The organism is Sodalis sp. RH20 (assembly GCF_047324205.1).
Lineage (GTDB): Bacteria > Pseudomonadota > Gammaproteobacteria > Enterobacterales > Enterobacteriaceae > Acerihabitans.
The window spans coordinates 993262-1006625 of the sequence record NZ_CP178733.1; the positions used below are offsets into that span (position 1 = coordinate 993262).

General features: G+C 61.1%; 9 protein-coding genes. 2 read left to right on the forward strand and 7 right to left on the reverse strand.

Features of this window, described 5'->3' with window-relative positions; translation table 11 throughout:
• Positions 1-102 precede the first annotated feature (102 nt).
• The 7 genes from ACL2XM_RS04605 to ACL2XM_RS04635 are packed head-to-tail and all read right to left on the reverse strand — an operon-like array spanning position 103 to position 9472.
• Complete coding sequence (locus tag ACL2XM_RS04605) at positions 103-1035, reverse strand: ABC transporter ATP-binding protein (protein ID WP_413732486.1); 933 nt, start codon at positions 1033-1035, stop codon at positions 103-105.
• The gene (locus ACL2XM_RS04610; RefSeq protein WP_413732488.1) at positions 1032-2054 is read right to left on the reverse strand and encodes an ABC transporter ATP-binding protein; all 1023 of its coding nucleotides are present in this window, start codon (positions 2052-2054) and stop codon (positions 1032-1034) included. Before ACL2XM_RS04610 ends, ACL2XM_RS04605 begins: the two co-directional genes overlap by 4 nt.
• Positions 2055-2058: 4 nt before the next feature.
• Positions 2059-2934 (reverse strand): ABC transporter permease, encoded by an 876-nt coding sequence (locus ACL2XM_RS04615; protein ID WP_410014491.1) that lies wholly within the window; start codon positions 2932-2934, stop codon positions 2059-2061.
• A complete protein-coding gene (locus ACL2XM_RS04620) occupies positions 2931-3851 on the reverse strand; it encodes an ABC transporter permease (RefSeq protein WP_410014492.1) in 921 nt (306 codons plus the stop codon). Before ACL2XM_RS04620 ends, ACL2XM_RS04615 begins: the two co-directional genes overlap by 4 nt.
• Positions 3852-3865: 14 nt before the next feature.
• Complete coding sequence (locus tag ACL2XM_RS04625; protein WP_413732490.1) at positions 3866-5410, reverse strand: ABC transporter substrate-binding protein; 1545 nt, start codon at positions 5408-5410, stop codon at positions 3866-3868.
• 40 nt (positions 5411-5450) lie between these two features.
• Positions 5451-7418, reverse strand: coding sequence for a hydantoinase B/oxoprolinase family protein (locus tag ACL2XM_RS04630; protein ID WP_413732492.1), 1968 nt, complete (start codon positions 7416-7418; stop codon positions 5451-5453).
• A 2-nt stretch (positions 7419-7420) separates the two neighbouring features.
• Positions 7421-9472 carry a hydantoinase/oxoprolinase family protein gene (locus ACL2XM_RS04635; protein ID WP_413732494.1) on the reverse strand — a complete coding sequence of 684 codons (2052 nt, stop codon included), beginning with the start codon at positions 9470-9472 and terminating at the stop codon, positions 7421-7423.
• A gap of 328 nt (positions 9473-9800) precedes the next feature.
• On the opposite strand from ACL2XM_RS04635, the gene hutC reads away from it, so the two are divergent.
• A complete protein-coding gene (gene hutC / locus ACL2XM_RS04640) occupies positions 9801-10628 on the forward strand; it encodes a histidine utilization repressor (protein ID WP_413732495.1) in 828 nt (275 codons plus the stop codon).
• Between the two features lie 1884 nt (positions 10629-12512).
• On the forward strand, positions 12513-13352 hold the full coding sequence (locus tag ACL2XM_RS04645; RefSeq protein ID WP_413723169.1) for an ABC transporter substrate-binding protein: 840 nt from the start codon (positions 12513-12515) through the stop codon (positions 13350-13352).
• Positions 13353-13364 lie beyond the last annotated feature (12 nt).

The following is a 13364-nucleotide window of genomic DNA, read 5'->3' on the forward strand; positions in this document are numbered from 1 at the left end:
ACGTGCGCTGGCGGCCCTTATGGCGCGACGGCGCGGACAGGTTATTGTATATACAATTAATATTTATGTATATACAATTAATAATAAGCACGAGACTTTTCTTCAGCGGGCGTGGCCATACTCCCTGACAAAGTGGCCCGGGGTCACCTCTTTCATAAAACCGGGAGCCCTGCCGTCAAGCTGGCCGGCGTCGAAAAACAGACGCGCTTTACTCCGTTCCCGCGCGGGGTCGGCTTCCAGGGTGGCGCTCAGCAGCGCCTGGGTATAAGGGTGGCGGGCATCGTGAAAAATGGCCTCGGCGGGGCCGGTTTCCACGATCAGACCGCGCAGCATGACGGCCACCCGATGGCAGATATGGCGCACCATGCCCAGGTCGTGCGAAATAAACAGATACGCCAGCCCCTGTTCGTCCTGCAGCTGTTGCAGCAGGTTGATGATTTGGGCCTGGATGGAGACGTCCAGGGCGGTTATCGGCTCATCGGCCACGATCAGCTGCGGCGACATGGCCAGCGCCCGTGCAATGCAGACGCGCTGGCGCTGGCCGCCGGAAAATTCATGGGGATAGCGGTCGAGATGACGGGCGTCCAGGCCGACTTTGGCAAACAGGGCCCGCACGCGCTGCATAAGCGCCTCACGGGGTATTTTGCCCTCATGGATCACTATGGGATCCGCGACAAAACGGCCGACCGTCATCCGTGGATTGAGGGAAGAATAGGGATCCTGGAAAATAATCTGCATCACCTTGCGCAATGGCCGCAGCGCGGACTGGCTCATACCGACCAGGTCGCGGCCGTTAAGCAATACCCGGCCGCCGGTCGGCCGTTCCAGCTGCATCACGCAGCGCGCCACCGTGCTTTTGCCCGAGCCGGACTCGCCCACCAGCCCGAGGGTTTCCCCCCGCGCCAGGGTAAAGCTGACGCCGTCAACCGCCCTGAGCACGGCGCGCGCGCCCAGTAAAGACGCGCCGGCGGGATAGTCTTTGCATAATCCTTCCACCTGCAGCAGCGGCGGGGCGCTCGGGGGCATGCCGTTCATGTCGCGTTATCCTTATCAAGATCCGCCAGGCAGCGGGGCAAATCGTACCAGGCCGCCACCCGATGGCGCGGTTCATCGGGCGAGACGGGACGCAGCGGCGGCGCGTCAAGAAAACACCGCGCGGTGGCGAACGGATTGCGCGGCGCAAAGGGGTCGCCGGGCGGTCGCCGCGCCGGATCCACCGGCTGGCCGGCAATCTGGAACAGCGGTTGCCGGGGTCGCTGTCCCCGGCCGGGGATCGATTGCAACAGCGACCAGGTATAGGCGCTGTGGGGTTGGCTGAACACCCGTTCCACCGGTCCCGTCTCCATGATCTTGCCGGCATACAGCACCTGCATGCTGTCCGCCATCGCGGCCACCACGCCCATGTCATGGGTAATCCAAATGATGGACATCTTCATTTCGTCGCGCAGATCGCGGATAAGCGCAATAATCTGCGCCTGGATAGTCACGTCCAGGGCGGTGGTCGGCTCATCGCCAATCAGCAGTTTGGGTTTGCAGGCAATCGCCATGGCGATCATGACCCGCTGGCGCATGCCGCCGGAAAACTGAAAGGGATACTGCCTGACGCGCCGCGCGGGGTCGGCGATGCCCACCAGGCCGAGCAGTTCTACGGCGCGCCGGCGCGCCTTGGCATGGCTCATCCCCAGGTGATGCACCAGGGGTTCCGCCAGTTGCCGGCCAATGGTCAGCACCGGATTAAGCGAGGTCATCGGCTCCTGGAAAATCATGCCGATCTGCGCGCCGCGGATGGCGCGCAGCGCTTTATCCGACAGGCTCAGCAGGTTGTGCCCCTGGAACATGACCTCGCCGTGGACCAGGGCGCGGCTGCGCGGCGGCAATAATCCCAGCATCGCCAGCGCCTGCATGCTCTTGCCGCTGCCGCTTTCGCCGACGATGCCCAGCGTCTGGTTATCCTCCAGGCTATAGCTGATATCGTCGATAATCCTGACCGGCGGCGCGCCGCGTCCGGCCGGAACAGCCACGGTTAAATTACGCACGTCGAGCAAAGGCTGCATGGCGCTACTCCCCGGCGGACTTCAGTTTGGGATCGAAATAATCGCGCAGCCAGTCGCCGGTAAAGTTGGCGCCCATCACCGTCACGACTATCGCCAGTCCCGGAAAGGTGGTGACCCACCAGGCGGTGGCGATATACGCGCGCCCCTCCGCCAGCATCCGGCCCCAGCTCGGCCAGGGCGGCTGCACGCCCAGCCCGAGGAAACTCAGGCTGGCCTCCAGGAGAATCACGCGCGAAAACTCCAGGGTGGCGATCACCAGGATGGGCGTCAGGATATTCGGCAAAATGTAATAGCGCAGGATATGCCAGGGCCGGGCGCCGACGGCCACCGCCGACAGGACGAATTCCCTCTGCCGCAGGGCCAGCACCTGCCCGCGCACCATGCGGGCATAACGGATCCAACTGGTCAGGGCCAGGACGATAATCAGGTTGCCCAGGCTGGGACCGGTGGCGGCGATAATGATCAGCGCCAGCAGAATCAGCGGTATCGAGAGCTGCATATCGACAATACGCATCAGCAGGCGATCGATGAGGCCGCCGGCGTACCCCGAAATCATGCCCACCGCCACGCCGACGAGGCCGCCAATCAACACCGCGTTAAACCCCACCATTATCGAGACCCTGCTGCCGTACAGCAGCCGGCTCAACATATCCCGGCCCAACTGATCGGTGCCCAGCGGATGGGCGTCCGGCGCAAAAAAGCGGTACGTGGGCGGCGCCAGCCGCAGGGCCAGATTGCCGTGTACCGGGCTGGGCAGGGGGATCACGAAGGTGGCCAATACGCCCAGCAGCAATAACGCCATGATAAGCCAGCCGACAGCGCCGATGGCGCTCGACCCAATACGCCGTCCCACGGCGCGCATCACGTTCATGCGGTTCATCGCGTTTGCCTCACGCGCGGGTCCAGCAGGCTATAGAGCAAATCCACCCCCAGGCTGACCAGCAGGAACAGGCATGACACCACCATGACTCCCGCCTGGATCACGGGAAAATCACGGTTCGCCACCGCCTCGACAATCAGCCTGCCGACCCCCGGCCAGGAAAAAATGGTTTCGACCACCACCGAGCCGCCGAGCATTTCGCCCACCAATAGCCCGCTCATGGTGACCACCGGCAGCATGGCGTTACGCGCCATATGCCAGGTCATGATCACCCGCGGGGGCAGGCCCTTGGCGTGCGCCGTGCGGATATAATCCTCGCTCATGACGTCAAGCAGGCTGGAGCGGAACAGGCGGGTGATATTGGCGGCGACGAAAATAGACATCACGGCGGTGGGCAAAATCAAATGCAGCGGGCTGCCGGTGCCGCCGGTGGGCAGCCAGCCAAGATCGACGCAGAACACCAGGATCAGCATAATCGCCAGCCAGAACGCCGGCGTGGCCTGTCCGAGCATCGCCAGGGTCAGCACCAGAAACTCCCATACCGAGTTACGGTAAAGCGCGGCAATCAAACCGGCCAGGCAGCCCGCCAGGATGCCGGTCGCCGCGGAAAGCGCCGCCAGCAGCAGCGTGGCCGGCATCCGTTCCAGCACAATCCCCAGCGCCGAATGCTGGTAAAAAAAGGATTGGCCGAAATCGCCGGCCAGCGCATGGCCGAGAAAACGCAGATATTGCTCCAGCAAGGGACGCTGCAGGCCGAGCTGCTCGCGCAGGGCCTGCAGGTCGGCGGCGCTGGCGCCCTGGGGAAGCAATAAAGAAACCGGATCCCCCAGTAACCGCGACACCAGGAAAATAAGGGTCACCAGGCCGAATACCGCCGCCAGGGCTTCCAGCAGTCGGGACAGAATATATTTCGCCACGCGCCACCGCCTGTTTATTTCGCCACTAAATCGAAAACCCGCACCCAGTCGTCGCCGCGCGTTTGCCAGGTGAATCGCTTCGACGTGGCATAGGTCAGCGGCTGGTTAAATAAAAACACCAGCGGCGCCTGTTCACGCATCCGTTCGGTTGCCTGCTGGTACCAGGCGGCGCGTTTTTGCTTATCAACCGTTGAGCGGCCTTTCATCACCAGGCCGGCAAAAACGTCATCCTTCCAGTAAGCGCCGGGGTCGGTGGGCAGGTACAGGCCCAGCAGGCCGTCGGCGTCCAGGGTCGGCCAGGCCTGGCCTAAAAACGCTGCCTGCCCCATATCGCCGCGGGTATAGGCGTTGGACCAGTTGGCGTATTCCATTTCCTTGATGCTGACGTTCAGACCCACTTCCTGCAACTGGGCGGCGATCACCTGGCCGATTTCCTGGCTTAACAGATAACGTCCCAGCGGTACCTGCAGTTCAAAGGAAATGGGCTGCGGCAATCCCGACTCGGCGATAAGCTGACGCGCCTTGTCCGGATCGTAGGGGTAGGGCTGCAGTTTATCGTTGTAGCCGAAATACATGGGCGACAGCAGCTGGCCTTTGCTGATGGCGCCGTGACCGTTATAAATGGCGTCGATAATACCCTGGCGATCGATGGCGTAGTTCATCGCCTGGCGCAGCTTGAGGTTGTTGGCGAAGGGCGGCTTGAGGTTATTCATTTTAATGATCATCGCGCGGCTGCTTTCTCCCCAGCCGGCATGGGCGATGCCGCTGCTGTTGATGCGCGCGATATCCGTGGGCGGAATATCCAGCGCCAGATCCAGCTCTCCGGCCAGCAACGCCGATACCCGTACCGCCGGTTCGCTTATCATGCGCAGCACGACTTTGTCATGCGGCGCCGGCGTGCCGAAAACCTGGGTGCCGAAATACGTGGGGTTGGGCGTCAGCACCACCCGTTCGCCCGGCACGTATTCCGCCAGCTGATACGGGCCGCTGCCCATGGCTTCGCGGCTGGGATCGTGCGTCGCGGTCCATGACGGCTCCATCATGAACAGCATGCTCAGCTGCGCCACCAGCCCGGGGAAGGGCATGCGCGTAATGATTTTCACCTCGTCGGGCGCCACGACGTCGACATGATCGATCAGGCTGTACCATTCCTTGACGCGGGTTTTATGCGCGGGATCGAGTAAATGATCGAAATTCCACTTTACCACCGCGGCATCCAGCGGCTTGCCGTTGGCAAAGGTAATGCCCGGGCGCAGCTTGAAGTCCCAGGTGTTATCGTCGATAGCCTGCCATGATTGCGCCACGACGCCGGTAATGCCGAGGTCGGGATTGCGTATCACCAGCGGCGAGTAGATATGGCTGATGACGCTTAAATCCGTCTGCACCACGGTGGCCTGCTGCGGATCAAGCGTCGTCACCGCGGCGGAAAAGGCAATATTGACGGTATCCGCCAGCGCGACCGCCGGCAGGCCGCCGGCAACGGATAATAACGCGGCGCAGCCCAGCAGTCGTAATTGGCGCGCTTTGCCTGACAAGGCAAGCCTGAGAACATGACACATGGTTGATCTCCAGTATGAGAGAACGGAGCGATGGGGAAAATCAGTGCATCCTGAGGTACTGCAATTCTTCCGCGATGACCGCGGCCATCATCGTCAGGCTGACCGGCCGGTTTTCCGCCGTCAGGCGTTTAATGACCGCCAGGCGCAGCGGCTGGCGCAGGCGGCGCTCCTCACGCATCAGGCTCATGGCCAGCGCCGCCCGGATTTCGCGCGGCCAGACCCGATCCAGGCGATCGCGCGCGCTCCCAAGCGTAAACAGGCCGTGCGCGACGCTGCTGTGACCGGCGCGCAGCCGCGCGGTGGCATCGGGGTCGAGCCGGCCGCTGTCGTCCACCGCCACGCCGTAACTGGCCCGGGCGTTGTAGACGGACACCAGGCCGCGCCGCACATCGTGGGCAACCTGGCCCGGATCGCGCAGAAAAGGGTCGCCAAAGCCGCCGCCCGAGGGCGAGGTCAGGCGCACCACGTCGTGGCGTTGCATCTTCAGGACATCAATCTTGCCCAGATTGCGCTCATCATCGGTGCCGGGATTGAGCAATACGGATCCCAAATGGCCGCATTGCCCACCCCGCGCGCCCCAAGACTGAAAATAGAAACGATTCATGCCGCGCACCGTCATCACCGCCTCGGGACCCGTATTTTCCAGCTCCAGGGCAATGGCGGCGCCGCTCTGCCAGCGGCCGGGCGCCTGGCTGTCGGTCACCAGGCCATACCGTTTCACCCGCATCACCGTTTCGGCCTCGATGGTTTCGGCGGGCACCGTGCGCAGATAACCGGAGCGTGAGTCCACCCCGTCGGTGCCGTCGAGGCCGAAACGTCCGCCGCCGCCGCCGCACAAGGGATTGATCACGCTGACGCGATTGCCCTCGCCATGGGGATCTTTGGCGGAAACCACAATCACTCCCGACATGCCGGGACCCGCCGCCGTGAGACCGTCGGCCAGGGCGGCGTTCAGGCAGCCCAGGATGACGTCGTAAACGCGGGTGCTGGTGGTGACCCGCGAACCGCCGGCCGCCGGAAATTCGGCGTTCATCACCGTGCCGCGCGGGGCGATGACCTCAAGGGCGCGCAGCAGGCCCGCGTTACGCGGCGCTTCCGGCTCCCGGGTCAGGATATAATAGATAAACGCCTGCAGGGTATAGGGGTGGGCGCGCGCGCCGGTGACGTAGTTAAAGGCCGCAGCCACCTGCGGGTCGGTGCCGCTGAAGTCGAATACGATGCGCTCGTCGCGCACGCGCATCACGGCGTGGATATGGATAAAATCTCCTTCGCTCATGCCTTCGACATAATCGGCGAAGGGATAATCCCCGTCGGGGATGCGGCGTATAACCTGGCGGGCCTTGGCATCGGCCAGGGCCATGGACGCTTCCATGCCCGCGCGCACCGCCGCCACGCCATAGCGCTGGCACAGTTGATTCAGCCGCTTATCCATACTGGCCAGCGCCGATATCATGGCCTGGAAGTCGCCCCACAGCTCATCGGCGATGCGGCTGTTATCGATAAAGATATTGCGGATGGCGGTATCCAGTTGTCCGCGTTTGTAGAGTTTGGTCGGCCTGACGCGCAGGCCTTCCTGGAACACCTCGGTAAACGCCGGCGAAATACTGCCCGGCACCGCGCCGCCGATATCGGAGGCATGCACGAACGACCAGGCCAGGGCCACCAGCTCGTTGCCGACAAAGACCGGCCGCACCATGGAAACATCCATGATATGCGTCACCATTCCGTCGGTACTGAAAGGGTCGTTGGTGATAATGCAATCCCCCGGCTCAAGATGTTCTACGCCGATGCCGTGCAGGCCGCCGGCTATCGGCAGGCCAATGAAGGCGTTAACGCCGTTGTGGCTGGGATAGGCGAACATTTCGCCCGCCGGCGTGGCCAGCCCGCATTGAAAATCCTGTACCAGTTTGACGAAGGTGGTATGGGCGGTGCGATACAGGGTGACGGAGGCTTCTTCGACAATGGCGTTAAAGCGATTATTCATGATGACCGTTTGGATGGGATCCACAATCAATGCTCCTGCGTCAGGATAATGTCGCCGCCGGCATGCACCCTGGCGGTAAAAAAGGGCGGGACCAGCACGGTGGCGTCGCTCTGGCTGATAATGCACGGCCCCGGTACCTGGGCATCCACTCCCAATACGGTGCGGTCATAAACCGGGCAATCCTCCAGCAACGCCGCGCCGATATGCAGCCGCCGGAAGCCGCGGGGGCGGGGTCGGCCGCCGCCCGCCGGCCGCGTCGCCGCATTGCTTTCCGGCGCGGCCAGCGCGCCGCGCACCCGCACCCGCAGTTCGATAAATTCAACGGACGCCTCCGTGTCGGCATGGGTATGCAAGCGTAAATGTTCCGCGTGAAACGCGGCGACGGCGAGCGTGGTGCTGATGCCGTCGGGGGCGGCCGCCTCAATGCGCACCGGGATCTGGAACGACTGGCCGCGATAGCGCATATCCGCCCAGTACTCCAGGGCGATCGCGACCACGTTGCCGGGGTCGGTCTGCCGCGCCAGCCAGGACCTGGCCGCGTCCGCCAGCCCGGCAAAGGTCTGTTGCAAGCGCGCCGTATCCATCGCGCCCTGCTGTACGATGGCGATGGTGTCGTGGGTCAGTTCGGCGACCACGCCGCCCACGGCGCAGAACACCGACGGATTGTTGGGCACGATAACCCGTGGGATGCCGATTTCCGCCGCCAGCAGCGGACCGTGGATGGCGCCGTTGCCGCCGAACGCCACCAGGGTCACGTCCTGCGGATCGACACCGTGACGGGCCAGATAAGGCAATACGCTGGCGACCATATTGGAGGTGGCGATGGCGATGGCGGCGCTGGCCGCGTCCGTCTCCGTCGCGGCCATGCGCGCGGCCAGGGGAGCGAAGGCGGCGCGGGCCGCAGCGGTGTCCAGGGGCATCTCGCCGCCGAGAAAAGTGGCGGCGTCCAGATAACCGCATAATAAATAGGCGTCGGTAACGGTAGGCTCGGTGCCGCCGCGCGCAAAACAGGCGGGGCCGGGCCAGGCGCCGGCGCTTTTGGGGCCGACGCGGAACACCGGCCCGTCGAAACGGCCGATGGAACCGCCGCCGGCGCCTATCGCCTCGATGCCGGTAACCGGCATGGTCAGAGGGAACTCGCCGACCTCGGTTTGCTCCACCACCGTCGGCATGCCGGCGCGGATCAGGGAAATATCGGTGCTGGTGCCGCCCATATCCATTGTCAGAAAATGCTGCTCCGGCGCCGCGCGGGTAATCAGCTGCGCCGCCGTTACCCCGGAAGCGGGGCCTGACAGGAGCGTATGCACCGGGAAATGGCGCGCCTCGCGCGCGGACATGGCCCCGCCGTTGGAGCGGGTGATAAACAGCTGGACGTGGCGCAGACGGCTGGTCAGGTAGTGTTCAATCTGCCCCAGGTATGAGGACATCCGGGGCTTAACATAGACATTAAGCAATGCATTGACCGCCCGCTCGTATTCGCCGGGGCGCGGCCACACCTCGCTGGACAGGCAGACATCCAGGGACGGCGCGAGCCGCCGGATCAATGCGCGCGTTTCCCGCTCATGGCGGGGATCCTGATAGCTGTTGATATAGGCGACGGCGATGCTGTCGAGCCCGGCGGCCACCACCTGCGCCACCGCGCCGGCCACCGATTCCGCCGACAGCGCGTCGATAACGCCGCCGTCAGCCGCCATGCGTTCGCGTATTTCAAAAACCTGGTGCCGCTCGATCAACGGCAGGCCGCGCGTGCCGCGCAGATTGGTGGGATCGAGCAGACGCAGGCGCTGCAGTTCCAGGATATCGCGAAATCCCTGGGTGACGAACAGGGCGACCGGCGGCTGTGAACGCTCGATCACGGCGTTGGTGCTCACAGTGGTGCCGTGCATGACCACCACCGGTTCTTCCGGCCCCACGGCCAATGCCGACAATAACCGCTCGAAGCCCTGTTTAAAACCCTCGGCAAAATGGGGCGGAGTGGAGGGCACTTTAAAACAATATAACGGCGCCTGCCGCGCGTCGCTGCGCCAGACGACAAAGTCGGTGAACGTGCCGCCGATATCAACTCCCACTCTTATCATGCGATTTGCCCTTGTGCCGCCGACGCCGCGTCCCGGCGAAAATGGCGCCCTGATGAAGTCTATTGGTATATACAATATAATAAAGAACTGGGATGTAAATATCATTATGATGAAAAACAGATCAATATTCATACGAATATCCTATGATAAAGCAGCGTTAAAACAGTAAATTAATGTGTTTGTCGGGGTGGAAACGCCGTGTTCATATAGGCTTATTTTATGTATATACATAAAACGAAGATAAAAATGAATAAGAAAAAATGATAGCGCGAATTTGCTTTTTGTTTTGTATATACTTAATCGCTGATACTTTGGGAAAACCACCATTATGAGCAAAAACGAGTCACCGCTACACCAAGCCCCGCCCGCTCACGCCGAGCCAAGTCCGCTCATCCCTAAGCGTTCGCGGGTCAAACCCCTGCCCATCCATCAGGGCATCCAGAACGATATTAAAAACAAAATCCTCAGCAACGAGTGGCATCCCGGCGATCGGGTGCCCACCGAACAGGAATTGATGGCGGTCTATCAATGCTCGCGAATGACGGTAAATAAAGCGCTGTCGACGCTGGTGGCCGCCGGGATGATTGTGCGCAAGCGCCGGAAAGGGTCTTTCGTCGCCATGCCGCGTGTCGATGAGCCGTTGCTGGCCATTCAGGATATTCGCGCCGAAGTCCTGGCCAGCGACAGCATGTACAGTTTTTCGCTGCTGTCGCGCGGCATCCGCACTATTACCGACGCGGTCGAAGCGGAACATATCGGCATACCCGTTAACGCACGCATGCTATGTATCGATGTCATGCATTACGCCGATAACCTGCCTTTCGCCCTGGAGGCGCGCCAAATCAATCTGGCGGTAGTGCCGGAAGCGGCGCAGGAGGAGTTTATCGAGATGCCGCCCGGCAGCTGGTTGTTAAGCAATATCCCCTGGTCGGAAGGCGAGCACTCCCTGCGCGCTATTTCCGCCGACGATGTGCTGGCGCGGCAATTATCGGTATCGCCCGGCACGGCGTGCATTTCCATTGCCAGGCGCACCTGGCTGTCGGGGGAGCTGATCACCTTTGTGCGCTTGATTTATCCGGGGGAACGCCACCGCTTTTTAGTGCGTTTCGGGCCCAGCCCGGCGAATTTGCAGAGGGATACGCCCAACCCGGGCTGAAACCCTCCCGGTGTTTTTGGCTCACATCCGTATGGGCACGAGATTGCCGCTAAACACGCCGGCGCGTTTTGAATACTGGCGTATTGCGCTAAGGGGTTTCGACGCTATGGCCGCTTTATGGATGAGTTCGCGCCGGAGCCGGCGGAGGGGCTTGGGGCAAGGATTAGGTTGTGCCGGTGGGGGTTTGGTTTGCGGTTGGCGGTAAGCTTTATGTTGCCGTGGCGCGGGTTTCGCTTGCCGTGCGTTAAGGTACCCTGCGTCAGGGTGCGCTAGGGCATATATCGCCTCGGCGAAGGTTTCGCTTGCCGTGCGTTAAGGTACCCTGCGTCAGGGTGCGCTAGAGCATATATCGCCTCGGCGAAGGTTTCGCTTGCCGTGCGTTAAGGTACCCTGCGTCAGGGTGCGCTAGGGCATATATCGCCTCGGCGAAGGTTTCGTTTGCCGTGCGTTAAGGTACTCTGCGTCAGAGTGCGCTAGGGCATATATCGCCTCGGCGAAGGTTTCGTTTGCCGTGCGTTAAGGTACCCTGCGTCAGGGTGCGCTAGGGCATATATCGCCTCGGCGAAGGTTTCGCTTGCCGTGCGTGAGGTGTTCGTATGTGTTGCCGGGTACCGGCAAGCGACAAAGAGGCCGTACCGCGACGGCCTCCTTGACCTCCGCGCGTCCGGCAGGTCGTGCGCCGCTGCGCGGTTCCCGGCATCACCCATCCCGGCTTTGTGGACCGCACGGGACGCGCTCCCGGCGCGGCCCTTAGCTTTCGCCGCTCCCGGCGGCTCATCCAGCCGCGATGTGCGCCGCCGGCGCACTCTATGCCGGCACCACGTCAACACCATCGCCTGTGAGTAAAATAGCGTTTTTGGGTTTCTTGCGGCATGCACTTACCGGGAAAGGTATCAGTATTCATTTTGCGCTAAAGTTTACAGCCTGATGGTTAATGGCTAATGGCTAATGCCAAACGATAAATGCTCAAAGCCAAATGGCTAATGCTAAACGTTAAATGCCCAAAGCCCAAAGCCCAAAGCCCTATGTCTAATGTCTAATGCCATATGCTCGCTTCCGGCTTTAAATTAAAAGCGCCAGGTGCGATGTATCTAATACGCTTACAGATTCGGGGGACTAGGGCATAGGCCGGGTTTGGCGGGCTGTAATTTCATGCTGCGGCTGTTTACCTCAATGATTGTCAGCTTCCCGGCTCACTCTTCCTTCTCCTTATCAACAGCGGCGCTATTGTTTCTTACTATTTATTACTGACAGCGATAGTCGGGCCGGCATAGAGCGCGCTGACGGCGCCTGTGACCCCGGCATGAGCCGCCGGGAGCGGCGAAAGGCCCGGTTGCGCCGGGAGCGCTAACCGGGCCGGTGCATAACGGGGGAACTGGCGGCGGAAGGCATCGCGCAGCGACGCGCGACCTGCCGGACGCGCGGAGGTCAAGGAGGCCGTCGCGGTACGGCCTCTTTGTCGCTTGCCGGCACCCGGCACTACATAAAACAACCAAACGCACGGCAAGCGAAACCTTCACCGGCGCAACATAGTCCTTACCACCAGCCGTAAACCAAACCCCCACCGGCGCGGCAGATCCCCCCGCAAACGATATAAATCTATCCGTCCTGAAGTCAATCCGGTCAAAAGCCACTACATTTGATATCTTATGTATATACTCTAATAATAATATAATATTTATAAAAATCAAATATTTAACTTAAATCTATCTAGAATAGCGCAAAAATCATCCATATAATTATCTTATTTGTATATACATAACTTGACGCCCCGTTTTGCTGGCGGTATGTTCAATTTCATCGGGTTAAACAGATGTTAACGGCCTGGATATCATTCTCGTGTGACGACGTTATCAACAGCAACCAAGGTGTCGGGAGAGCAGGGTGAATAAAAAACAATTGATTATCGGTACCGTGTTAAGCCTGTCGTTCGGCATCGCGCCGGGGTGGGCAAACGCCGCCGTCGCCGCACCGGCGGATATCAAGGCGAAAGGGCAACTGACCTTTTGCTCCGACCTGGAAAACCCCCCGGCGGAAGGCATGGCCGAGGACGGCAAAACACCCAGCGGTGCCGCGGTGGATATTATGAATGCGCTGGGCAAGACCCTGGGGGTGAAAACCCAAATCGATAATTATCAATTTTCCGGTATTTTTGCCGCGCTGGATACCGGCAAGTGCGACCTGGTCATGGCCAGCCTGGGGAAAACCCCGGAACGCGCGGAGCGCTATGGGCTGGTGGATTACTGGCGGGTAAAGTCCGGCCTGCTGGTGGTCAAGGGAAATCCCCTGCATCTGGCGTCGTTTGCGGATCTCTCGGGCCGCCGGGTGGCGGCGTTGATGGGCAGCCGCAATGAGTCGGTGGTCAAGCAGGAAAGCGACAAACTGGTGAGCGAAGGTAAACCGGCGATTACCCTGGTGTCGTTGGGCACCAACGTCGCCGCGTTCCATGATTTGCTGCTGGGCCGCGCCGATGCCATGGTCGGCGATACGGTGGTGATTAATTTTTACATGTCGAAGGCCAAAAATAAATTCCAGACCGTCGATATGCCGGTGCCCGCCAAAACGTGGGTGGTGGCCATGGTGAAAAACAATACCGACCTGCGCCAGGCGATCCAGGCGGCAATGGATGAACTGAATACATCCGGCGCCATGACGAAAATCGTCCAGAAATGGGGTATTGAACATGGCGTAGCCCTGTGCGACAGCGAGCACCCCTGCGATTGACGGGGCGGGGCG